The organism is Vibrio sp. Y42_MX_L11 (genome assembly GCF_024181785.1).
GTDB lineage: Bacteria > Pseudomonadota > Gammaproteobacteria > Enterobacterales > Vibrionaceae > Vibrio > Vibrio diabolicus.
The window spans coordinates 92,215-116,392 of the sequence record NZ_JAMZAP010000009.1 but is presented as its reverse complement, the minus strand read 5'-3'; the positions used below and the strand labels follow the sequence as shown (position 1 = coordinate 116,392).

At 45.0% G+C, this 24,178-nt stretch carries 22 protein-coding genes, 1 tRNA gene and 1 riboswitch; of the genes, 16 read left to right on the top strand and 7 right to left on the bottom strand.

The annotated features are described in order from the left end of the window. Positions 1 to 5: 5 nt before the first annotated feature. From rsxB to NL643_RS11415, 3 genes are all read right to left on the bottom strand, one after another. Positions 6 to 602 carry an electron transport complex subunit RsxB gene (gene rsxB / locus NL643_RS11425; protein WP_005396655.1) on the bottom strand — a complete coding sequence of 199 codons (597 nt, stop codon included), beginning with the start codon at positions 600 to 602 and terminating at the stop codon, positions 6 to 8. A 3-nt stretch (positions 603 to 605) separates the two neighbouring features. After that, a complete protein-coding gene (gene rsxA / locus NL643_RS11420) occupies positions 606 to 1,184 on the bottom strand; it encodes an electron transport complex subunit RsxA (protein WP_005380762.1) in 579 nt (192 codons plus the stop codon). A gap of 327 nt (positions 1,185 to 1,511) precedes the next feature. Then, a tRNA-Asn gene (locus NL643_RS11415) sits at positions 1,512 to 1,587 on the bottom strand. Between the two features lie 559 nt (positions 1,588 to 2,146). On the opposite strand from NL643_RS11415, the gene uvrB reads away from it, so the two are divergent. From uvrB to luxU, 3 genes are all read left to right on the top strand, one after another. After that, complete coding sequence (uvrB, locus tag NL643_RS11410; RefSeq protein ID WP_065646646.1) at positions 2,147 to 4,177, top strand: excinuclease ABC subunit UvrB; 2,031 nt, start codon at positions 2,147 to 2,149, stop codon at positions 4,175 to 4,177. Between the two features lie 295 nt (positions 4,178 to 4,472). Further along, positions 4,473 to 5,879, top strand: coding sequence for a quorum-sensing sigma-54 dependent transcriptional regulator LuxO (gene luxO, locus NL643_RS11405; RefSeq protein WP_005396653.1), 1,407 nt, complete (start codon positions 4,473 to 4,475; stop codon positions 5,877 to 5,879). Next, positions 5,876 to 6,220 carry a quorum-sensing phosphorelay protein LuxU gene (luxU, locus tag NL643_RS11400; RefSeq protein WP_012841577.1) on the top strand — a complete coding sequence of 115 codons (345 nt, stop codon included), beginning with the start codon at positions 5,876 to 5,878 and terminating at the stop codon, positions 6,218 to 6,220. Before luxO ends, luxU begins: the two co-directional genes overlap by 4 nt. A gap of 112 nt (positions 6,221 to 6,332) precedes the next feature. On the opposite strand, the gene NL643_RS11395 is transcribed toward luxU, so the two are convergent. Then, complete coding sequence (locus NL643_RS11395; RefSeq protein ID WP_006742807.1) at positions 6,333 to 7,229, bottom strand: YvcK family protein; 897 nt, start codon at positions 7,227 to 7,229, stop codon at positions 6,333 to 6,335. A 175-nt stretch (positions 7,230 to 7,404) separates the two neighbouring features. Then, positions 7,405 to 7,539: riboswitch (molybdenum cofactor riboswitch) on the top strand. Here NL643_RS11395 and moaA point away from each other — a divergent pair. The 11 genes from moaA to NL643_RS11340 all read left to right on the top strand — a co-directional run bounded on the left by moaA (position 7,528) and on the right by NL643_RS11340 (position 17,634). After that, positions 7,528 to 8,517 carry a GTP 3',8-cyclase MoaA gene (gene moaA, locus NL643_RS11390; RefSeq protein WP_005396649.1) on the top strand — a complete coding sequence of 330 codons (990 nt, stop codon included), beginning with the start codon at positions 7,528 to 7,530 and terminating at the stop codon, positions 8,515 to 8,517. It overlaps the preceding riboswitch by 12 nt. Positions 8,518 to 8,622: 105 nt before the next feature. Beyond that, positions 8,623 to 9,135, top strand: coding sequence for a molybdenum cofactor biosynthesis protein B (gene moaB / locus NL643_RS11385; protein WP_005396648.1), 513 nt, complete (start codon positions 8,623 to 8,625; stop codon positions 9,133 to 9,135). Positions 9,136 to 9,161: 26 nt separating this feature from the next. Further along, complete coding sequence (moaC, locus tag NL643_RS11380) at positions 9,162 to 9,641, top strand: cyclic pyranopterin monophosphate synthase MoaC (RefSeq protein WP_005396647.1); 480 nt, start codon at positions 9,162 to 9,164, stop codon at positions 9,639 to 9,641. After that, positions 9,638 to 9,895, top strand: coding sequence for a molybdopterin synthase sulfur carrier subunit (moaD, locus tag NL643_RS11375; protein ID WP_005396646.1), 258 nt, complete (start codon positions 9,638 to 9,640; stop codon positions 9,893 to 9,895). Before moaC ends, moaD begins: the two co-directional genes overlap by 4 nt. Position 9,896: 1 nt before the next feature. Continuing rightward, positions 9,897 to 10,352: a molybdopterin synthase catalytic subunit MoaE gene (gene moaE / locus NL643_RS11370; RefSeq protein WP_048625774.1), complete on the top strand. Its 456-nt coding sequence runs from the start codon at positions 9,897 to 9,899 to the stop codon at positions 10,350 to 10,352. A gap of 532 nt (positions 10,353 to 10,884) precedes the next feature. Further along, entirely contained in the window at positions 10,885 to 12,561 is a 1,677-nt protein-coding gene (locus tag NL643_RS11365; RefSeq protein WP_253644424.1) for an ABC transporter substrate-binding protein, read from the top strand. A gap of 128 nt (positions 12,562 to 12,689) precedes the next feature. After that, positions 12,690 to 13,610, top strand: coding sequence for an oligopeptide ABC transporter permease OppB (gene oppB, locus NL643_RS11360; RefSeq protein WP_006742810.1), 921 nt, complete (start codon positions 12,690 to 12,692; stop codon positions 13,608 to 13,610). 15 nt (positions 13,611 to 13,625) lie between these two features. Continuing rightward, complete coding sequence (oppC, locus tag NL643_RS11355) at positions 13,626 to 14,528, top strand: oligopeptide ABC transporter permease OppC (RefSeq protein ID WP_253644423.1); 903 nt, start codon at positions 13,626 to 13,628, stop codon at positions 14,526 to 14,528. Between the two features lie 27 nt (positions 14,529 to 14,555). Beyond that, a complete protein-coding gene (locus NL643_RS11350) occupies positions 14,556 to 15,527 on the top strand; it encodes an ABC transporter ATP-binding protein (protein ID WP_005396641.1) in 972 nt (323 codons plus the stop codon). Further along, the gene (gene oppF / locus NL643_RS11345) at positions 15,506 to 16,519 is read left to right on the top strand and encodes a murein tripeptide/oligopeptide ABC transporter ATP binding protein OppF (RefSeq protein WP_006742812.1); all 1,014 of its coding nucleotides are present in this window, start codon (positions 15,506 to 15,508) and stop codon (positions 16,517 to 16,519) included. The genes NL643_RS11350 and oppF overlap by 22 nt, the downstream gene beginning before the upstream one ends. 167 nt (positions 16,520 to 16,686) lie before the next feature. After that, entirely contained in the window at positions 16,687 to 17,634 is a 948-nt protein-coding gene (locus NL643_RS11340; protein WP_253644422.1) for a glutathione S-transferase family protein, read from the top strand. Between the two features lie 114 nt (positions 17,635 to 17,748). Here the strand turns inward: NL643_RS11340 and NL643_RS11335 are convergent, their stop codons facing one another. Continuing rightward, positions 17,749 to 18,171 (bottom strand): hypothetical protein, encoded by a 423-nt coding sequence (locus NL643_RS11335; RefSeq protein ID WP_253644421.1) that lies wholly within the window; start codon positions 18,169 to 18,171, stop codon positions 17,749 to 17,751. Between the two features lie 286 nt (positions 18,172 to 18,457). On the opposite strand from NL643_RS11335, the gene NL643_RS11330 reads away from it, so the two are divergent. Then, complete coding sequence (locus NL643_RS11330; RefSeq protein WP_253644420.1) at positions 18,458 to 19,732, top strand: DUF4010 domain-containing protein; 1,275 nt, start codon at positions 18,458 to 18,460, stop codon at positions 19,730 to 19,732. A 114-nt stretch (positions 19,733 to 19,846) separates the two neighbouring features. Here the strand turns inward: NL643_RS11330 and pta are convergent, their stop codons facing one another. Both pta and NL643_RS11320 read right to left on the bottom strand, forming a co-directional pair. Then, positions 19,847 to 21,991, bottom strand: a complete 2,145-nt coding sequence (pta, locus tag NL643_RS11325) for a phosphate acetyltransferase (RefSeq protein ID WP_005396636.1) — start codon at positions 21,989 to 21,991, stop codon at positions 19,847 to 19,849. Between the two features lie 136 nt (positions 21,992 to 22,127). Continuing rightward, on the bottom strand, positions 22,128 to 23,324 hold the full coding sequence (locus NL643_RS11320; RefSeq protein WP_005396635.1) for an acetate kinase: 1,197 nt from the start codon (positions 23,322 to 23,324) through the stop codon (positions 22,128 to 22,130). 346 nt (positions 23,325 to 23,670) lie between these two features. Here NL643_RS11320 and yfbV point away from each other — a divergent pair, with 346 nt between their 5' ends. Next, positions 23,671 to 24,123, top strand: coding sequence for a terminus macrodomain insulation protein YfbV (gene yfbV / locus NL643_RS11315; RefSeq protein ID WP_005380809.1), 453 nt, complete (start codon positions 23,671 to 23,673; stop codon positions 24,121 to 24,123). The last annotated feature ends 55 nt before the right edge of the window (positions 24,124 to 24,178 follow it).

The following is a 24,178-nucleotide window of genomic DNA, read 5'->3' as shown; positions in this document are numbered from 1 at the left end:
AAACCTTACTTAATTGAATCTTTCACGTTCGCTGCATCGTCGGCAGCATCCGTAATGTTGAGTACTGGAATGGAGTTAAGTTGCCACTTCCAGCTTTCCGTGGTGGTTGCCACAGGAATCATTTCAATACAATCAGTTGGACATGGTGCAACACATAAGTCACACCCCGTACATTCGTCTTTAATTACGGTATGGACCGCTTTTGTACCGCCTACAATTGCATCCACTGGACACGCTTGAATACACTTAGTACAGCCAATGCACATATCTTCATGGATAAACGCAACGGTTGGAATTTTGCTGTCGAGATCGTGCGCAGATTCTTCTGGCTCAACACCCATTAAGTCGGCGAGCTTTTCGATTGTTGCCTGACCGCCTGGCGGACATTTGTTGATGTGGTCGCCATTTGCAATCGCTTCAGCATAAGGGCGGCAACCAGGATAGCCACATTGACCGCATTGAGTTTGAGGTAAGATTGCGTCGATTTGATCCACAATTGGGTCTGCCTCGACTTTGAAGCGAATAGAAGCAAAACCAAGTATCGCGCCGAAAATCGCAGCAAGAACCGCTAACGCGATGATCGCAATTAAAATCGTACTCATTGTTTACTTCACCAAACCTGTAAAGCCCATAAAGGCTAGTGACATTAAACCCGCTGTAATCATTGCAATCGATGCACCTTTAAAAGGCACTGGTACGTCGGCGGCAGCTATGCGCTCACGCATGGATGCAAAAAGTATCAACACCAATGAGAAACCAACAGCGGCGCCGAAGCCGTAGATAATCGATTCGATAAAGTTATGGTTCTCATTAATATTAAGAAGCGCGACGCCTAATACCGCGCAGTTTGTAGTGATCAGCGGTAAGAAAATACCAAGCAAGCGATAAAGTGTTGGACTTGTTTTGTGCACAACCATTTCGGTGAACTGCACCACAACGGCTATCACCAAAATAAAACTCATGGTTCGAAGGTACTCAATACCCAGTGGACGAAGAATGTAGCTTTCCACTAAATACGCACACACTGACGCGAGCGTTAGCACAAAAGTTGTCGCTAAGCCCATACCTATTGCTGTTTCCAGTTTTTTGGACACACCCATAAAAGGACATAGGCCCAAAAACTTCACCAGTACAAAGTTGTTCACCAGCACAGTGCCGACCAACAACAAAACATATTCGGTCATAGTTATTACGTTCTTAAAATCCGATCTTGATATTATCGTGTTTTGTGACACCAATAACAACCAGTGAACGATGTGGTTTTACATACACGATGGAAAAATAGTCGTCTATGTGAGGTATTTTGATGAATTAATAAGAAATTGAACAGTTTGCTGAATGGATTTTACAAAGACGCCGGTGCTGTCTTTCCTCAAAGAATCTTTTGCTCAGAAGGCGGGAATTACATTTAGCGAGTAATTTTAAGTCGTCACTTGAGATATTGATGGTGAAATAAGTTTTTGATTTCAAAACGAAAAAGCCGTGTCTTGCGACACGGCTTTTCTGGAATTTGGCTCCTCCTGCTGGGCTCGAACCAGCGACCTGCGGATTAACAGTCCGTCGCTCTACCAACTGAGCTAAGGAGGAATTGCTTTGCTTGAAAGCGGAACGAATCTTACCGAGCAGCCAAACTACTGTCAACAGTAAAAAAATACATTTTTAGCAAAAAATATTGGGGGAAGGGCTTTACTTTTCTGTACTGCTTGTCAGTAAAGGGGTGAGGTTACTTATCCACTAATTTTGTGGATAACTATGTTGATGAGATCTGAGTAAAGATCTTTTATATGCAACCTGGTTTTTATTCAGTGAATTTTTAATCAGGGTTATACAGAGAATATGCAATTAAAACATAGATTTATTGATATTAAGCAAAATGTATTCAAGGTGGATAAAAATCTAGCTTTTGGGGATAAAGAGTGTTTAGGCCAATTTTTGGGGAAAAGTTGTGGAAACTGCAATGTGAAGAATGGGTGTGGCTCTTCAGCTAGGGCGAAGTACTATATCAGAGTAGGTTTTGTATGGCTATAGCATTCTAGACAAACAAGAAAATTTATTAACAATGGTGGGTAAATTTTCGATAGACGTAGATTTCATTGGCTAAGGTGTATATATATACAGCCAAAGCGCAGTAAAGTTGAGGAAGGGTATGAGTAAAGTCTATGAATTGGTCTCCGATTATCAGCCATCGGGTGACCAGCCGGGAGCGATCAAGCAGCTGCTTGAGGGGCTCGATGCTGGACTGGCACATCAAACACTATTGGGGGTAACGGGATCGGGTAAAACGTTCACACTAGCGAATGTTATCGCTCAAGCCCAGCGACCTGCAATATTACTTGCTCCAAACAAAACGCTCGCAGCGCAATTATATGGCGAGATGAAATCATTCTTTCCCAATAATGCGGTGGAATACTTTGTTTCCTACTACGATTACTACCAGCCTGAAGCTTATGTCCCGACGACGGATACTTTCATTGAAAAAGACGCATCAGTTAACGCTCACATAGAGCAAATGCGCCTTTCCGCAACGAAAGCACTATTGGAACGTAAAGACGCGATTATCGTTGCGTCTGTTTCTGCTATCTATGGTTTGGGTGACCCAGAATCTTACTTGCAAATGATGTTGCATTTACGTCGTGGTGACGTGATTGATCAACGGGACATGCTACGACGTTTGGCAGAGCTACAATATTCAAGAAATGACGTGGCATTTGAGCGAGGACAGTTTCGGGTTCGTGGCGAAGTGATTGATATCTTTCCAGCGGAATCTGACCAAGACGCAGTTCGTGTCGAAATGTTTGATGATGAAATTGACTGCATCAGTGTTTTTGATCCATTGACTGGTGTGGTGAAACAGCGAGATTTACCACGCTACACCATTTATCCTAAGACGCACTACGTGACACCAAGAGATCGTATTCTTGAAGCGATTGAAAATATTAAGGTTGAATTAGAAGTACGCAAAAAACAGCTTCTAGACAACAACAAGCTACTGGAAGAACAGCGTATTAGCCAGCGGACTCAATTCGATATCGAGATGATGAATGAGTTAGGTTTTTGCTCAGGTATCGAAAACTATTCTCGCTATCTCAGCGGACGATCGGAAGGCGAGCCGCCACCGACATTGTTTGATTACTTGCCTCATGACGGTTTGTTGATCATCGATGAATCCCACGTGACTGTGCCGCAGATTGGTGCCATGTATAAAGGTGACCGCTCTCGTAAAGAAACGCTGGTGGAGTTTGGTTTTCGCTTACCTTCTGCGTTAGATAATCGTCCGCTCAAGTTTGAAGAGTTTGAAGCGTTAGCACCGCAGACGATTTTTGTCTCTGCGACGCCAGGAAATTATGAACTAGAAAAATCTTCAGGCGATGTAGCGGATCAAGTTGTTCGTCCAACAGGCTTGCTTGACCCAGAATTGGAAGTTCGCCCAGTAGCGACCCAAGTAGACGACTTGTTGTCTGAAATTCGCCTCCGTTCTGCTAAAGATGAGCGAGTTCTAGTGACAACATTGACCAAACGAATGGCCGAAGATCTCACCGAGTACTTGCACGAACATGATGTTAGGGTACGTTACTTACACTCAGATATTGATACCGTAGAACGTGTGGAGATCATCCGTGATCTTCGTCTTGGCGAGTTTGACGTGCTGGTGGGAATTAACTTGCTACGAGAAGGCTTGGACATGCCTGAAGTTTCGCTGGTTGCAATATTGGATGCAGATAAAGAGGGCTTCTTGCGCTCCGAGCGTTCACTGATTCAGACCATTGGTCGTGCTGCGCGAAATCTTGAAGGTAAGGCGATCTTGTATGCTGACCGAATCACCAACTCCATGAAAAAGGCGATGGATGAAACCAACCGCCGCCGCGAGAAGCAGAAAGCGTACAACGAAGAAATGGGCATTTCGCCGCAAGCGCTCAAACGAAATATCAAAGATATTATGGAATTGGGCGATATTACCAAGTCTAAACGTCAGCGTAATACTAAACAGGTACCGTTGTCGAAAGTGGCGGAGCCTTCGCAAACATACGAGGTCATGTCTCCTCAACAGTTGGAAAAAGAAATCAGTCGACTTGAGGCGGCAATGTATCAGCACGCGCAAGATTTAGAGTTTGAATTGGCGGCGCAAAAGCGTGACGAGATTGAAAAACTAAGAGCGCAGTTCATCGCAAATAGTTAAAAGTAAGCTTAATGATCTAGCTTAGCCAAGTGTTTTAGATTGCTTGCAGAAAAAAAGAAGCCAATAGGCAGTCGGGTCTATTGGCTTGTTTTGTGAACATCACGTTCACTAACAACGTCAGTTGGCTAGGTGACCCGAGGGGTCACTAAACTATCAGCATGGTTTATGCCATTTTTTAAATAATTGATATTATTTTTGAATCCTTTCTTTTACCCATAATTTAGCTAATGTTATTTGCAAAATGCAAAGCGTAATGCGATTATTGTTTAAAACACAACAAAATATTAGCTAGGTTATGCAACAAAAATCTGAAGGTCCTAAATCTCGTTACCTTTTAATGGTTGAGGATACCGCATCTGTTGCGGCACTGTACCGCTCATACCTGACACCACTTGGTATAGATATCAATATTGTCGGTACAGGTAGGGATGCCATTGAAAGTCTTAACCATAGAATTCCAGATCTTATTCTGCTCGATCTTCGTCTGCCAGATATGACGGGGATGGACGTTTTACACGCTGTTAAAAAGAGTCATCCAGACGTACCTATTATTTTTATGACCGCTCACGGTTCTATCGATACCGCGGTAGAAGCAATGCGTCATGGCTCTCAAGACTTTTTGATCAAACCGTGTGAAGCTGACCGCTTACGTGTCACGGTTAACAATGCGATTCGTAAAGCGACTAAGTTAAAAAACGAGGCTGATAACCCGGGTAATCAAAGTTATCAAGGCTTTATTGGCAGCAGCCAAACTATGCAACAGGTCTACCGTACGATTGATTCAGCAGCGAGCAGTAAAGCGAGCATCTTCATCACTGGTGAAAGTGGCACGGGTAAAGAGGTATGCGCCGAGGCAATCCATGCGGCAAGCAAGCGTGGTGACAAGCCTTTTATTGCGATTAACTGTGCTGCAATTCCAAAAGATTTGATTGAGAGTGAACTGTTTGGTCACGTGAAAGGTGCTTTTACCGGCGCAGCAAATGATCGTCAGGGTGCAGCGGAATTAGCGGATGGTGGCACACTTTTCCTTGATGAACTGTGTGAGATGGACTTAGATTTGCAAACCAAATTGCTACGATTTATTCAAACCGGCACGTTCCAAAAAGTGGGCTCTTCAAAAATGAAGAGCGTGGATGTTCGCTTTGTTTGTGCAACTAACCGTGACCCATGGAAAGAGGTACAAGAAGGTCGATTCCGTGAAGATTTGTACTATCGTTTGTATGTCATTCCTTTGCATTTGCCACCTTTACGTGAACGAGGTGAAGATGTCATTGAAATTGCATACTCACTGTTAGGCTATATGTCGCACGAAGAAGGAAAAAGCTTCGTGCGTTTTGCGCCTGATGTAATCGACCGATTTAATAGCTATGAGTGGCCAGGCAACGTTCGTCAGCTACAAAACGTGCTGCGCAATATCGTTGTTCTAAACAACGGTAAAGAAATCACGTTGGATATGTTACCGCCACCGCTGAATCAACCGCTTGACCGTCCGTCTTCTGTGGCGAAATTCATTGAGCCGAAAGTGATGACTGCGTCTGAGATTATGCCGTTGTGGATGACAGAAAAAATGGCGATAGAGCAAGCGATTGAAGCGTGTGATGGCAATATCCCCCGAGCGGCGGGATACCTTGATGTCAGTCCGTCGACGATTTACCGCAAGTTACAGGCTTGGAATGGCAAGGAAGAGCGGCAAAAAGTATGAGTGTGAATGTATTAAATCAGCAAAAAATCGATGAACTGTCGATGGAGATTGGCAGTGATAATGTTCCTGTTTTACTCGATATTTTCTTAGGGGAGATGGATACCTACATCGAGAATTTATCTCAGTTTCAAGGGACAGAGCGATTGCGTTACCTAAAAGAAATCAGTCACGCGTTAAAAAGCAGTGCAGCGAGCTTTGGAGCAGACCGTCTTTGTCAATTGGCGATGTCGATAGATAAAAAAGCCAAAGCAGGTGAGTTAGCTGAAGAGTCAGACGAGTTAAAAACGATGTTCGATCTTTTGCACGAAACACGCGACGCTTATCGTGATTGGCAGCAGTAATGCATTGTTCTGATGAGGCTCTTACACAAAACCCTTCACGTACGTGAAGGGTTTTTTCATTGTTGACAGCGAGTAAACTTGAAGCTATCCCCTAGCTTTAGAGGGCGTTTTTTTAAATCGAAAGCCTTAGCTGGCTTTCAATAGCGAGCTTGAGTTTATCTCGGTCGTGACGCCAATCTCGGTTCGACGAAGCTAACGATTCCGTCACTACATTCCACTGGCTCAAGACTTCTTGCTCGGTTTCCTCTGCTAGAACCACGTCTATCTTCCTACCTTGGCAGGCACGCTCACACCATTCTAATTTTTGTGCCATGGTCATTCGTCCGGCTGGGCCGTACTCCGGGCTCAAGTTGGCAACGAAAATGACTTTTGCTTTCTCATTGGCGGCAATGGCTTTGCCGAGCTCAGGCAACAGCAAAGGAGGCATGATGCTGGTTAAAAAGCTGCCAGGACCAAGAATAATAGCGTCTGCTTCTGCCAGTGCAGTCACTGCTTCTTTAGTTGCAGGAACTTCTGGTGATAGATCGAGACGACGTAAATCGGTGTCCATCTCGTCTACATTCGTTTCTCCCGTGACCCATTTTCCATCCACGGATAACGCGGAAAGATCGGAAGGGTGTTCAGACATAGGAAGAATGTTAACGTCGACTTTTAACATGTTTCGAATCAGATTGATGGCATCTAACGGTCTGACCGATAAGTTATCGAGCGCCGTAAGCATCAAGTTACCGAGGTTATGACCATCAAGCTCGCCAGTACCTTTGAAGCGATATTCAAACATCATTGAACTGATCGACGGCTCTGTGATCAGCTGATTAATGCAGTTCCGTGTGTCGCCCCAGGCGATTCCACCTTGGCAGTGACGAATTCTTCCTGTTGAGCCACCATTGTCTGTTGTGGCGACAATGCCAGTTGCATTGCCGCCAAAATCCCGTAGTGCGGCCAACATTCGACCTAAGCCATGACCACCGCCAACAGCGACCACTTTTTTATCCGTGTAGATATTCATTACGTTCTTCTAATAATCTTTTAAAAAACGGCTACAATTTATCTTAAGGAGTGCTTGAAAGGTACTCACTTAGCGGTAAATTGTGTCTCTAGAGAGTTTTTTATCACTCAAGTCTGGATTCCAGTACAAATATTAAGTATTTTACACCGCAAAGCTATCAGAGGTTTCATATCTCTGGTTGCCATAACTCCGAGCTCACTATTGCTAAGTCCGAGGATAAGCGTTTTGAGCCAGTGGCGTACTGTCACAAGGGCATGATTGGAAATGGCCATGCCTCCCGTGTTTGGAAAGGTGTTCCGTGGCGCAACAATTCGAAGACAAATTTCATCGTAAGTTCTATTACTTGCGTCTGTCTGTGACCGACGTATGTAATTTCAAATGTACCTATTGCCTTCCTGATGGCTATAAGCCTTCGGGCAATAAAAACTCGTCTTTTTTATCTCTTCCTGAAATCAAACGGGTCGTAAAAGCGTTTGCTGATTGTGGCACGTCAAAAGTGCGCATTACTGGCGGTGAACCAAGTTTACGCAAAGATTTTACCGACATTATCCACTCAGTGGCGACGACGCCTGGTATCCAAAAAGTTGCAACGACGACCAATGGTTACCGCATGGCGAAGCAAGTCGCAGACTGGCGTGAAGCGGGCTTAACTCACATCAACGTTAGCGTGGACAGCCTTGATCCGCGCATGTTCCATCAAATCACGGGTGAAAATAAGTTCACTGAGGTGATGAATGGTATCGAGCGTGCGTTTGAAGTTGGTTATGAGCAAGTCAAAGTTAATGTGGTTTTGATGAAAGATCTTAACCATCAAGAACTGCCAGCATTTCTCAACTGGATAAAAGATCGTCCAATCCAACTGCGCTTCATCGAGTTGATGCAAACGGGTGAGATGGATGATTTATTCAATAAGCATCATGTGTCCGGCGTAGCAATTCGTAATCAGTTGATTGCGAACGGTTGGCTGCTTAAAGTGCGCTCTCATAATGACGGCCCCGCGCAAGTGTTTGTTCATCCAGATTACAAGGGTGAAATTGGTCTAATCATGCCTTATGAAAAAGACTTTTGTGAGAGCTGCAACCGACTACGCGTCTCTGCGATGGGTAAGCTGCATCTGTGTTTGTTTGGAGACCACGGTGTAGAACTGCGTGATCTACTGGAACGTGATGAGCAAGAAAGTGAGCTTATTGAACGCATCCAAGCGCAGTTACAAACTAAGTCGGTGAGCCACTTCTTGCACGATGGTAATACGGGTATGACGCCGCATCTGGCGTCTATCGGCGGCTAAATCAACTCAAATTTTGTAGGGAAAGCTTATTTATAGGCTAGCTTTCCCTCGCTTTTCTAGAATCGATACCAAACGTATCAAAGTTAAAAGAGAATAGGTGAACACATGGGTCACGCTGAAAGCAAATTTCAACCTGCAAATATTGCCGTTCTAACGGTATCTGACACTCGTACCGAAGAAAACGATACCTCTGGTCGCTACCTTGTTGAACACGCTCAAGAAGCGGGTCACAATGTTGTCGATAAGCAAATTGTTATTGATGACATGTACAAAATTCGCGCAATTGTTTCTCAGTGGATTGCGGACGACAATGTTCAAGCGATCATGATTACTGGTGGTACAGGGTTCACGTCACGTGACAGCACGCCAGAAGCGCTGAAGCCTCTGTTTGATAAAGAAGTAGAAGGTTTTGGTGAGTTATTCCGCATGGTGTCTTACGAAGAAATTGGTACGTCAACGATCCAATCGCGTGCAATTGCAGGTTTTGCTAACCATACAGTTATCTTCGCAATGCCTGGTTCAACAGGCGCGTGCCGCACTGGCTGGACGAAGATCATCAAGCAGCAGTTAGATGCAAGCCATCGCCCTTGTAACTTCATGCCGCACCTATCTGTATAACCTTTCCTAAAAGCGAAGGAAAAACAATGACTCAATTTACCCATATCAACGCGTCTGGCGAAGCTAACATGGTCGACGTGTCTGCAAAAGCTGAAACGGTTCGTGAAGCACGTGCAGAAGCATTTGTTCACATGGCCCCAGAAACCTTGCAACTGATTGTTTCCGGTCAGCATCATAAAGGTGATGTGTTCGCGACGGCTCGAATTGCTGGTATCCAAGCTGCAAAGAAAACGTGGGATTTGATTCCACTTTGTCATCCTCTGTTGCTTTCTAAAGTCGAAGTTCAGTTGGAGGCTATTGAGTCAGAAAACAAAGTTCGTATTGAATCTGTTTGTAAGCTTGCAGGTAAAACGGGCGTAGAAATGGAAGCGCTCACGGCGGCTTCTGTTGCTGCACTGACGATTTACGATATGTGTAAAGCGGTGCAAAAAGACATGGTTATCGGTCAAGTTCGTCTCCTAGAAAAGACGGGTGGAAAATCTGGACACTTCAAGGCGGAATCATGATTAAAGTACTTTTTTTTGCTCAGACTCGTGAGCTGATTGGTATCGACAGTGTCGAATTAGATGATCAATTTGAAACGGTTGAAGCGATTCGCGCACATCTCGTGGAAGAGGGCGCTGATAAAAATGGTAAGTGGGATTTGGCTTTAGAGCCAGGAAAGCTACTTGCTGCTGTTAATCAATCTATTGTCCCACTTGATACCGAAGTAAAAGCGGGGGATGAAGTTGCATTTTTCCCACCGGTAACCGGAGGTTAAGATGGACCCACGCGTCTCTGTACAAGTTGAAGACTTTTCCGTTGATCACGAATATCAACGTTTATCCGAAGGTACGGCTGCTGGTGCTGTCGTAACATTCATTGGTAAAGTTCGAGATATGAACCTTGGCGATAATGTTGTTGGTTTGCACTTGGAACACTACCCAGGCATGACTGAGAAGAGCTTGAGCGACATTTGCGATCAAGCTGAATCACGTTGGCCATTATTGGGCGTACGCGTGATTCATCGCGTTGGTGATATGGATAGCGGTGATCAAATCGTCTTTGTTGGTGTTTCAAGTGCACACCGTGGAGCAGCATTTGATGCTTGCGAGTTCATTATGGATTACTTGAAAACCAAAGCACCATTTTGGAAGAAAGAACGCACGACGAGTGAAGATCGTTGGATTGAGTCGCGCGATACTGATCACCAAGCTGCGCAGCGTTGGGAAAAATAGAACCCACTCCTCATTCTAGTGAAAAAAGCTAAGTGTCAATGGCACTTAGCTTTTTTTGTACTTATCTTCATAATTCTGCTCATTTGACTTCAACACAACCCTTACTCGCTCTGGTGATATTCTTCACAATAAAAGTTTTTAGCCCAATATATAAACAATTATTTGTTAGACTTCATTTGTCATAAATGTTAAATAATATGTAAATATCTAGCATAAGATGCTATCAAATGGTTTAAATGTAGATTAATCGAAAGTTCTGTCTGTGGAATGTCGCTTCTGGTCTCCATTTGGCTGGTGAATACTTTTTGATTAGAGTTTACTGCTAGATATGTGTGGTTTAGTCAGGATTATTGGTTTTTTTGCTACATTTTTATGGCAAATTACTTCAATGATTGCTAATGTGTGCCGCAGTCTTTGTAAGGTTTTAGGCTTTTGTGCTCAGAAAACGCACTAAAAAAATCTAAAACTCTGACCGTTCCAGGCCCTTACAAAGAAGTCATGGATGCTAACGAAAAAATTTGGAGTTTTACGCATGTATAAGAATAAAATCACGCGCGCTTTATTTATTGGTGCTGGTCTTTCTCTCGCTTTAGCTGGTTGTGGCGAAAAGCCTGCAGAGAAACAAGCTGCTGAGCCTGCTCCGGCTCCAGCCCCTGAAGCTAAATCTGATTCTAAAGAGCCAAAACTTGCTGCTGTTCAAGAATTGGTGCGTGGTAACGGTACAGAAGTTGCGACAATAGACCCTCATAAATCTCAAGGTGTTCCAGAGTCCCACGTGATTCGCGATCTTCTTGAAGGCCTAGTAAACCAAGATGCGGACGGTAACACTATCCCTGGTGTTGCAAAATCTTGGGAAACTGAAGACAACAAAACGTACACTTTCCACCTACGTGAAGACGCAAAATGGTCTAACGGTGATCCTGTTACTGCAGGTGATTTTGTATACAGCTTCCAACGCGCAGTCGACCCAGCAACCGCTTCTCCATACGCTTGGTACATGGAATACACCAAGATGAAGAACGCAAAAGACATTGTTGCGGGTAAAAAAGACAAGAGTGAGTTGGGTGTTAAAGCGGTTGACGACCACACGTTAGTGGTTGAGCTAGACACTGCTGTACCATACTTTGTGATGATGATGGGCCACACAACAGTGAAGCCTGTTCACCAAGCAACCGTTGAAAAGTTCGGCGATCAATGGACGAAGCCTGAGAACTTTGTAGGTAACGGTGCTTATGTTGTTGACAACTGGGTTGTAAACGAGCGTTTAGTTCTAAAACGTAACGAACAATACTGGGACAACGAAAACACGACGCTTGATCAAGTTACTTTCCTACCAATCGAAAACCAAGTAGCGGAAATGAACCGCTTCCTAGCAGGTGAAATCGACTTCACGAATGAACTGCCTACAGAGCACTTCAAGCGTTTGAAGCAAGAGCATCCAGAAGACGTGTCTGTATCGGGTAACTTGTGTACTTACTACTACATCTTCAACACGAAGAAAAAGCCGTTTGATGATGTTCGCGTACGTAAAGCGATTTCTTATGCGATTGACCGTAATATCGTGACTGATGCGATCCTAGCACAGGGTCAAAAGCCAGCTTATTTCCTAACGCCTGAAATCACGGCGGGTTTCAACCCAGAAATCCCTGCATACGGCAAAATGACGCAAGAAGAGCGTAACGCTGAAGCGGCGCGTCTATTGGAAGAAGCGGGTTACGGCGCAGACAACCCTCTTGAATTTAACCTTCTATACAACACGTCAGAGAACCACAAGAAACTTGCGGTTGCACTGGGTTCAATGTGGAAGAAGACGCTTGGTCTAGACGTTACGCTAGAAAACCAAGAGTGGAAAACTTACCTATCTACCAAAGATTCTGGCAACTTTGAGGTTGCTCGTGCAGGTTGGTGTGGCGACTACAACGAAGCTTCATCTTTCCTAACGCTGATGATGAGTAATAACACTACTGGTGGTATTCACTACGACAGCAAAGAGTACGATGCAATCATGGACAAAGCATTTGCTTCAACTTCTGACGAAGAGCGTCAAGCGCTTTACCTAGAAGCAGAGAAGTTGATGGCAAAAGATATGCCAATCGCACCTATCTACCAGTACGTGAAATCACGTCTACTATCACCGAAAGTTGGTGGCTTCCCAGTCAATAACGCGGAAGACAAGATTTACTCTAAAGATCTCTACATCACAGAGTAATTCGTAACTCGATAGAACTATAAAAATGAGGCTCTACATGTGAGAAATTGCATGTAGCGCCTATCTTTAGTCCAAAAGAATTGGACGACTTCTTTAATTTAACTGTCACAGACTGAAAGAGTGAGTTTATGCTTAAATTCATCGCAAAAAGGATATTTGAGGCGATCCCAACAATGTTGGTTTTGATCACCGTATCTTTCTTTCTTATGCGCTTTGCACCGGGAAACCCTTTCTCGACAGAGCGTCCATTGCCACCCGAAGTAATGGCAAATATCGAAGCTAAATATGGCTTAGATAAACCTGTATTTGAACAATACACCACGTATTTGACCAATGTTATCCAAGGGGATTTCGGGCCGTCATTTAAATACCTTGATTACTCGGTTAACGAGCTGATCGCGGTTGCCTTACCGGTTTCGGCTAAAGTGGGCTTCATCGCCTTTATCTTTACCCTGATTATGGGGGTTACCGTCGGTACCATTGCTGCGCTCAAGCAGAATACTTGGATTGATTACACCATCATGTCGACAGCGATGCTCGGCGTGGTAATGCCTTCTTTTGTATTGGCACCTGCTCTTATCTATCTGTTCTCGCTTCACTGGAATATCTTCCCTGCGGGCGGTTGGCAAGATGGTAGCTGGCAGTATTTAGTGCTTCCTGTCATTGGTATGTCACTACTCTATGTTGCAACCTTCGCTCGTATTACGCGTGGTTCGATGATCGAGACACTGAACAGTAACTTTATTCGTACGGCTCGTGCTAAAGGTCTAAGCTACCGTTACATTATCATCAAGCACGCTCTTAAGCCGGCACTTCTCCCTGTTGTTTCTTACATGGGTCCTGCTTTCGTAGGTATCATCACCGGTTCTGTTGTTATCGAAACCATTTTTGGTCTACCAGGTATTGGTAAGCTATTCGTTAACGCTGCGTTTAACCGTGACTACTCGCTAGTAATGGGTGTAACCATCCTGATTGGTTTCCTATTCATTTTATTCAATGCGATTGTAGATATTCTACTTGCAATGATTGACCCGAAAATTCGCTACTAACAGGGACGTTTGGTTATGTTAACGAAAAAAGAAAACCTAGAAGCGATTGAGAAGTTCTCCGAAAACTTGGAGATTGAAGGTCGCAGTCTTTGGCAAGATGCTCGTATCCGTTTTATGCGCAACAAAGCGGCAATGGTGAGCTTATTCCTTCTTGTTCTAATGACGTTGGCGGTGATTATTCTGCCAATGGTCGCACCGCACACCTTTGATGATACTGACTGGTACGCGATGCACGTTGCACCGAATGCTGACCATTGGTTTGGTACCGACAGCTTAGGTCGTGACTTATACGTACGCACGCTAATCGGCGGTCGTATTTCGTTGATGGTGGGGGTCATGGGTGCATTTGTAGCCGTACTGATTGGTACGCTCTATGGCGCAGCATCTGGTTTTATAGGCGGTAAAGTTGACCGTGTGATGATGCGTATTCTAGAGATTTTGTACGCGGTACCGTTTATGTTCCTAGTTATCGTACTTGTGACATTCTTCGGTCGTAACATCATGCTGATCTTTGTCGCGATTGGTGCTATCGCATGGCTAGATATGGCGCGTATCGTACGTGGTCAGACACTCAGCTTACGTAGCAAAGAGTTCATCGAAGCTGCACATGTGTGTGGTGTTAGCAACTGGAAAATTATCACTCGTCATATCGTGCCGAATGTACTGGGTATCGTAGCGGTTTACTCTACGCTACTTATCCCGAGCATGATCCTGACGGAGTCATTCCTATCATTCCTTGGTCTTGGTGTTCAGGAACCGATGACAAGTTGGGGAGCCCTTCTACAAGAAGGTGCACAGACAATGGAAGTGGCAATCTGGCAGCTGGCATTCCCAGCCGTGTTCATGGTTGTGACGCTATTCTGCTTCAACTACGTTGGTGACGGCCTGCGCGATGCGCTGGATCCAAAAGACAGATAATTAAAAGATAAGATTAAGGAAGCAATGATGAGCTTATTAGATGTCAAAGATCTGCGCGTCGAATTCACCACGCAAGATGGTATCGTAACCGCAGTAAACGATTTGAACTTCTCTCTCAACCAAGGCGAAACCTTAGGGATCGTTGGAGAATCGGGATCAGGTAAATCTCAAACCGTATTCGCAATCATGGGCCTTTTGGCTAAAAACGGTATTATCTCTGGTAGCGCAAAGTTTGAAGGCAAAGAAATCTTAAACTTACCAGAAAAAGAACTGAACAAAGTTCGCGCTGAACAGATCGCAATGATCTTCCAAGACCCAATGACATCGCTGAACCCTTACATGAAGGTAAGTGACCAGTTGATGGAAGTGCTTATGCTGCATAAAGGCATGGGCAAAGCGGAAGCATTTGAAGAATCAGTACGCATGCTGGAAGCGGTGAAAATCCCTGAAGCGCGTAAGCGTATCACGATGTACCCGCATGAGTTTTCAGGCGGTATGCGTCAACGTGTAATGATCGCGATGGCGTTGTTATGTCGTCCTAAACTGCTTATTGCCGATGAGCCAACAACAGCACTTGATGTGACGGTTCAAGCACAGATCATGGACCTGCTTAATGAGCTTAAAGACGAGTTCAACACGGCGATCATCATGATCACGCACGACCTTGGTGTTGTTGCAGGTTCGTGTGACAAAGTGCTGGTGATGTATGCAGGTCGTACGATGGAGTACGGCAACGTAAACGAAATCTTCTATAATCCAAGCCACCCTTATGCAGAGGGTCTGTTGAAAGCGATCCCTCGCCTTGATACGGAAGGTGAAATTCTGCCAACCATTCCTGGTAATCCACCAAACTTGCTTCGTCTACCACCGGGCTGCCCTTATCAAGAGCGTTGTCACCGAGTGATGGATCGTTGTAAGCGTGAAGCGCCAATTCTGACTCCATTTGGTGATGGCCGTCAGCGCGCATGTTTTTCTGAATGGGAGGCTTGGAACAAATGAACGCAGTAGATAAAAAGCTAATTCTGGACATTTCAGAGCTGAAAGTTCACTTCAGCATTGCGTCAAAATCGGCATGGCCTTGGTCAAAGCCTTCAAGCCTAAAAGCGGTTGATGGGGTGAACGTTCGACTATACGAAGGGGAAACGCTTGGTGTAGTAGGTGAGTCAGGTTGTGGTAAATCGACGTTTGCGCGCGCCATCATCGGTCTTGTTGAAGCGACGGATGGAGAAGTAGTTTGGTTGGGTCAAGATCTAACTAAGATGAAAGACGTCCAACGTCGTGAAACGCGTAAAGAAATCCAAATGATTTTCCAAGATCCTTTGGCTTCTCTTAACCCACGTATGACGGTTGGCGACATTATTGCTGAGCCTCTTGAAACGTTCTACCCAGAACTGTCTAAGCAGGAAGTGAAAGACCGCGTTAAAGAGATGATGGCGAAAGTTGGCCTATTACCTAACGTTATTAACCGTTACCCACACGAGTTCTCGGGTGGTCAGTGTCAGCGTATCGGGATTGCGCGTGCGCTTATCCTTAAGCCTAAGATGATCATTTGTGACGAGCCAGTATCGGCGCTTGATGTATCTATTCAAGCTCAGGTTGTTAACCTGCTTAAAGAGATTCAAAAAGAACTAGGCCTTTCTCTGGTATTCATTGCGCATGATTTGTCAGTGGTTAAACACATCTCAGACCGTGTTTTGGTCATGTACTTGGGTAATGCTGTCGAGCTCGGTGAGGCGGAGGCGCTGTTTGCTGATCCTAAGCACCCATATACACGCGCATTGATGTCAGCGGTTCCGATTCCGGACCCGAACATTGAACGCAGTAAGAAAATCCAAATGCTGGAAGGCGACCTTCCTTCGCCGATCAGCCCACCATCGGGTTGTGTGTTCCGCACTCGTTGCCCACAAGCAACCGAAGAGTGTGCGAAGACGAAGCCAACGATTCAAGGTAACGACGTTCACGCGGTATCTTGTTTGCACGTTAGTGTATAAATTCAGCCTGTGACGGGCTTAAGCGCGACACCTTCATCGGGTCGCGCTTTTTTTATGCATCTGATTTATACATTCGAATTTCTTGAACATGATGTCCTAAGTTCAGTGATTTTCTGTTTGATAGGAAACGCTAATATAGACATAAACAGAATGAGAGGAGCGCAATCATGGGTAAGTTGGTCGAAGGTGTTTGGCATGACGTCTGGTATGACACAAAATCAAATGGTGGCAAATTTGTGCGTGAAGATGCAGGATTCCGTAACTGGGTTAAAAACGAACCTGATGCGGAGTTTAAACCAGAGTCTGGTCGATACCATTTGTATGTCTCTCTTGCTTGTCCTTGGGCACACCGAACGCTCATCTTCCGCAAGCTGAAAGGCTTAGAGCCCCATATTGATGTCACGGTTGTTTGCCCTGATATGTTAAGCCAAGGCTGGCAAATGGGGCTTCCTGAGCCACTATTTGGTCACACTCGTATGCACCAAATCTACACGCAGGCCAAACCAGATTACACAGGCCGTGTAACTGTGCCTGTGCTTTGGGATAAAAAGACCAATACGATCGTGTCGAATGAGTCGTCAGAAATTATTCGTATGTTTAACTCGGAGTTCAATGCGTTAACAGGAAACCACGATGACTATTATCCAGAACAGCTAAAGCATGTTATTGACGAATGGAACGATTTTGTTTATCCAAACGTCAATAATGGAGTGTATCGCTGTGGTTTTGCGACCACGCAAGAGGCATATGAAGAAGCATTCGATTCTTTATTTGCTGCGCTAGATAAAATCGATTCGCACCTAGCGACGCATCGTTATTTAGCGGGGAATACTATTACTGAGGCTGATTGGCGTTTGTTTACGACTCTGATCCGTTTCGATGTCGTGTATGTAGGTCACTTCAAATGTAACAAGCAGCGCATCGCAGACTACGAAAATATTCAAGGATACTTAAAAGAGTTGTATCAAGTCGAAGGCGTCGAAGAAACCACGGATTTCTACCATATTAAACGTCACTATTATTTCAGCCACACTGGTATTAACCCGACGCAAGTCGTACCCAAAGGGCCTGATTTAGACTTAAACTCTCCTCATGGAAGAGAAATAATTGGCTAGTTTGCTGCCTCTATCAGAAATAAAAAAGTACTTAACGGTTAGCAATGTCGTTAAGTACTTTTATGCCAACTAAATACTAGGAGTAGGAGAGTGACTTTTAAGTGTGCGTACGTCTTACTTAGCGCGTACGACGTCCATCACTAGTTTTCCGTCGACTTTTACAGGGCCATCTTCTTTGGCTCCTAGTGTATATTCAAATACGCCAGTCTTCATTCCACCTTTTTCTCCGTGGACCATTAGCATCAGCATGTCGCCAGACTCAACCGGTTCCATCAAAATTGCATTCACGTTCTCATTCTGTCCCATCTTTAGTGGGGTATAGCCGATAACAGGGCCAGGCTTCATTGATTCGTCTGTTCGGTGTACGACCATCCATCCGTTGTCGTCAGCATGAGCCATTTTTGCGGTTACCGTTCCTCCGGACATATCTTGATCAACGCCTTTAATGCTTGGGGCTGAAAAGCTGAATGAAGAAAAACTGAACAGAATTGCAGCTAAACCAAGCTTTAGCAGTGAGTTGTTGATGGAGTTGTTCATATGTATTCCTTACTTATGTGTGAGTTTGCTTAATAGCAGTCCATTTTCGTTACGTAGTTCGAGTAAGAAAGTTCAGTTGAAATGTAAATAATGCTGATAAATGGAACAGGGAGGATCGCTTCGTTTTATTACGTTTTGGTGGTAAGTAAAAGAATAATGAAATTATAAGACGCAATGGTAAGCAGGGAACCGGGGCCATTTTCTGATTATCCTCTCATCGTCACAGCTTCTTACCCATATTCAAATAAACTAATGATATAACAACCGCTTTTTAACGGGGTGATGCATGGATATCAATGAGTTTGTCAGTGGCGAGCATCTAATTTGGAATCTGCTTATTGCTCTATTACTGGGGGCAATTGTTGGCACCCAACGTGGCTGGGTGATGCGCAATAGCGTAGAAGGCAGTCGTGTAGCAGGCATTCGTACTTTTTCTTTAGTCGGTTTACTCGGTGGTTTAGTTGGCATTCTCGCCAACATCTATACACCTTTACTCATTGGTTTTGCGCTTATCGCTTTAGTCATCCTCACTTGCATCGCTTTTGTTATACAGCAGAAAAAGAGCGGAGATGTGAGCATCACTGGCGTGGTTAGTATCATGGTGGTGTTTGTTCTGGGTAACCTTGCCGTGTCGGGTGAGGCTGTTTTAGCTGCAGCAGCGGCCGTCATAACCGCTGTGGTGCTCGATAACAAAAGAGAGCTACATCAAGCACTACAAAAACTGCAAGAGTATGAGTTAGACGCAGCACTGCGTTTATTACTTATCTCGATAGTCATGTTACCACTGTTACCAAATCAATCTTACGGCCCTTGGAATGCACTTAACCCGTATGAGATTTGGTGGATGGTTGTGCTGATCGCTAGTATCTCTTTTGTCGGTTATTTTGCGATAAAGATCGGCGGGGCGAAGCGAGGTATTTTGTTTACGTCTGTATTTGCGGGGCTTAGCTCTTCGACAGCATTAACATTGCAGTTTTCCCATCTTTCTCGTGAGCAAGCGAGCATCAGCCCGTTACTCGCTAGTGGTATTCTTTTGAGCTGCGGAACCATGTTCCCTCGTTTACTTATCGTACTGTCTGTTATCAATCCACAATTAGTGAAACTGCTTTGGCCAATTGTGATGGCGATGATGGTTGCGCTGTACATTCCGGCATGGTGGATTTGGCGCAGAAGTGAAGTTGAGCAGATTGAGCAATCAAATAAGCAAACGAACCCTCTTGCTTTGCAGTCGGCACTGTTCTTTGGCCTCGTGTTGGCGGTGATTATGCTGCTTGCTCATGCTTTGTCTGACTGGTTCGGCAACGCGGGTGTGTTGATCCTTTCTGCTTTATCAGGGATTACTGACGTTGATGCGATCTCGTTAACCCTCGGGCGTCAAAGTACGCAAACATTGAGCGTGACCACTGCTGCGTTAGGCATTTTGATTGCCGCTTCGGTTAATACCATTGTGAAAATGGGGATGGTCATCGCGATAGGGGATAAGAAGCTTTGGCACCGAATCGCACCAGTGATGACAGGTTGTGTTGTGGTTGGGGCTGGGGTATTTATGGCGCTATATTGATAAGAGCGTATTAGTGCTATTGCTCATAGCCTCTTTGCTGTGTGGCCAACAATAGAAAAAGCCCTCGACGAATCGAGGGCTTTGGATAGTTGTCCAACTAGATGTTAGAAGCGATTATTTAGCTTCTTGGTCTGCTTGGATTGCTGTTAGAGCGATTGTGTACACGATATCGTCTACTAGCGCGCCACGAGACAAGTCGTTTACAGGCTTGCGCATACCTTGCAGCATTGGACCGATAGAAACTAGGTCAGCTGAACGTTGTACCGCTTTGTAAGTCGTGTTACCCGTGTTTAGGTCTGGGAATACGAATACTGTCGCTTTACCTGCTACTGGAGAGTTAGGCGCTTTAGACGCTGCCACGTTTTCCATGATAGCTGCGTCGTACTGCAGAGGACCGTCGATCACTAGATCAGGACGCTTCTCTTTCGCGATGCGAGTTGCTTCACGTACTTTATCAACGTCTGCACCCTTACCTGATTCACCAGTAGAGTAAGAGATCATAGCAACGCGAGGGTCGATACCGAATGCTGCTGCAGAATCAGCAGATTGGATAGCGATTTCAGCAAGCTGTTCAGCGGTTGGATCTGGGTTGATCGCACAGTCACCGTAAACCAGTACTTGATCAGGCAGAAGCATGAAGAATACTGAAGATACGATAGACGCATTTGGTGCAGTCTTGATGATTTGGAACGGAGGAACGATAGTGTTCGCTGTAGTATGAACAGCACCAGAAACTAGGCCGTCAACTTCGTCGTTCTCAAGCATCATTGTGCCTAGGAATACTGAATCTTGTAGCTTCTCACGAGCCACAACTTCAGTCATGCCTTTCGCACCGCGCAGCTCAACTAGACGAGCAACGTAGTTTTCACGAACAGCATCGGCATCGATGATGGTTACGCCAGTACCTAGCTCAACGCCTTGTTGAGCTGCTACACGACGGATTTCATCTGGGTTACCTAGAAGCACACAGTCTGCAATGCCGCGTTCAGCACAGATGGCTGCCGCTTTAACAGTACGTGGTTCGTCACCTTCTGGAAGAACGATACGCTTGCCTGCTTTACGAGCAAGTTCAGTTAGTTGGTAACGGAACGCTGGTGGGCTTAGACGACGAGACTTCTGAGTACCTTCAGTCATTGACTCGATCCAGTTACCGTCGATGTGACCAGCAACGTGCTCGTTGATGAACTCGATACGCTCTTTATCGTCTGCAGGTACTTCGATGCTGAAGCTCTGTAGGTTTAGAGATGTCTGCCAAGTGTTACCTTGCGCTTTGAAGATAGGTAGACCAGTGTCGAACGCTGGTTTACATAGACCTTCGATTTCGCGAGGGATGTCGTAACCGCCAGTTAGCAGTACAGCACCAATATCCACACCGTTCATTGCAGCAAGAGAAGCAGCAACGATAACATCAGGACGGTCTGCAGAAGTAACAAGTAGAGAGCCAGGTTTGAAATGCTCAATCATGTTTGGCAGAGAACGTGCACAGAAAGTGATGCTCTTGATGCGACGAGTGTTGATGTCACCTTCGTTGATGATATCTGCTTTCAGGTGCTTAGCCATGTCGATTGCACGAGTCGCAATCAGATCAATGCTCCATGGCACGCAACCTAGTACACGAATTGGAGAAGTGTTGAAGATTTCCATCACTTTCAATTCGTTTTGTTTCGCGCTATCTGCATCGTCAAAGATTTCAGATAGGTCAGGGCGAGTACGGCCAGCTTCGTCAACAGGAGCGTTTAGCTTGTTGATGATAACGCCAGAGATGTTTTTGTTCTTAGTGCCGCCGAAGTTAGAACATGCTACTTCGATACGCTCTTTCAGTTGCGCTGGGTTATCAGTACCTGGAGTCGCAACTAGCACGATTTCTGCACCAAGTGTTGCCGCGATTTCCGCGTTTACTTGGTTTGCAAATGGGTGCTTACGAGTAGGTACAAGACCTTCGATTAGCGTAACGTCTGCGTCTTTGTTGATTTGGTTGTAACGTTCAACAACGGTTTCTAGCAGCTCGTCCATGTTGTCGTTACCGATTAGGCTTTCAGCAACAGACATCGCCATTGGCTCACCGATCTTCATATCGCTGTTGTGGCCAACGATAGTTGAAGTCAGATCTGGCTGATCACCACCTGAACGTGGCTGACAGATTGGCTTGTAGAAAGAAACTTTAACGCCTTTACGCTCCATAGCGCGAAGAACACCCATGCTAACGCTTGTTAGGCCAACGCCTGCGCTAGTAGGGATAAGCATAATAGTACGAGACATTCGTAGAGTACCTTTAGCTATTTGGGGGATAAAAGCTCAACTCTTATTCCATGAAGCTCGAAGAATAGGAGTTGAGCCCCTAAGAAATTCGTTTGAATGAAAATCTGGCTAGCCGAGTGGCTAGCCAGTAATTCAATTAAAGACCTGTCAGGCGTGCAGTGTCTTCAGCGATGACTAGCTCTTCGTTAGTAGAGATAACCATTGCAGGGATACGGCTGTTTTCAGTCGTGATAACGCCTTCGCCGCCGAAGCGAGCTTTAAGGTTAGCTTCGCTATCTACTTCGATACCGAAGATGCCAAGACGGTTTAGAACCATTTCACGGATAGGGCCAGAGTTCTCGCCGATACCGCCAGTGAAAGTGATTGCGTCTAGACGACCGTCCATTGAAGCAGTGTAGCCAGCTACGTACTTAGCTAGACGGTGGCAGAACACGTCCATTGCGCGTGTTGCTTCTTCTTTCTCACCGTAGTTGTCTTCAACGAAACGACAGTCAGAAGTCACTTCAGTTAGACCTTGAAGACCAGACTCTTTAGTTAGCATCGTGTTGATTTGATCAACAGAGTAACCTAGAGCGTCGTGTAGGTGGAAGATGATCGCAGGGTCGATGTCGCCACAGCGAGTACCCATTACTAGACCTTCAAGTGGAGTAAGACCCATAGAAGTGTCTACAGATTGACCGTTCTTGATTGCACATACAGACGCGCCGTTACCTAGGTGACAGTTGATGATGTTTACTTCTTCAACTGGTTTGTTTAGTAGGCCAGCAACTTCACGAGTGATGAACAAGTGAGAAGTACCGTGCATGCCGTAACGACGGATACCGTGTTCTTTGTATAGGTTGTATGGAAGAGCGTATAGGTAAGACTCTTCAGGCATAGTTTGGTGGAACGCAGTGTCAAATACAGCAACGTTTTTCAGCTCTGGGAAGTTTTTCTTAGCCGCTTCGATACCGATGATATGAGCAGGGTTGTGAAGAGGTGCAAATGTTGCAGCGTCTTGAATACCTTTTAGAACTTCATCAGTGATTAGTGCAGATTGAGTGAACTGCTCGCCGCCGTGAACGATACGGTGACCGATTGCGCCTAGGTTAGCTTTAAGCTCTGGCTTAGAAGCAAGAATAGTTTCTACCATAAACGCTAGTGCTTCTTCGTGAGCTGCACCATTGCCTAGTTGAGCTTCGTGCTTGCCATCAAGTTTCCACTTGATGCGAGCTTCAGGAAGGTGAAGACACTCAGCAAGACCTGATAAGTGCTCGTCGCCGTTCTCGGCATCAACAACGGCAAATTTAAGAGAAGAACTACCGCAGTTTAAAACTAAAACTAGCTTAGACATGTATGACTACCTGTTATTCGTCTGATAAAAAATCAGTTAAAGAATGAAAAATTAATCACAAGAATAGCCGATACCCAGAAGGCTGCGTACTAATCCTGGTCAAAAATTGTTCTAATTCCATATAAAGAAATAGTGATGAACCCATCCATCACTATGATGCGATCCGTGCAGATAGATATCTCGGAGTTGCTTAAATTGTAAATAACAGCAACAATGAGATTGAGGGTCTGCAAAGGATAGCGATAATAAGCAATGATAACAAAAAAAATTTGAAAGAATATTAACTTTCATCAATTTTTTGTACCTTCAGTTGAAATGTTCAACTATTTTTTAGTGAGAGAGCGGTATGAGTAATAAAGTCGGATTGATCCATAGCCTGAAAGATGGCCAGAATTACATGGAGATCTGGCCGGTTCGTAAAGAGCTAAGCGCCATATTTCCGGAACAGCGTATCATTAAGGCGACTCGCTTTGGCATTAAAGTCATGCCAGCCGTCGCTGCGATCAGCGTACTCACTCAAATGGCATTCAACAATTACCACGCGTTACCTCAGTCTATTGTTGTCGCCTTGTTTGCGATTAGCTTGCCACTCCAAGGGATTTGGTGGCTTGGTGCTCGATCCAACACGAAACTGCCGCCTTCTCTGGCATCTTGGTATCGGGAGCTGCATCAAAAAATTGTGGAAACAGGTTTTGCACTAGAGCCTGTTAAAGCTCGCCCTCGTTATAAAGAGCTTGCGATAATACTGAACCGAGCGTTTCGCCAGCTCGATAAATCGTCACTAGAGCGTTGGTTCTAATTTAAATTGTTTGAAATGGAGTGTGCACTAGCCGCTCCATTTTTGATCCTGCCTC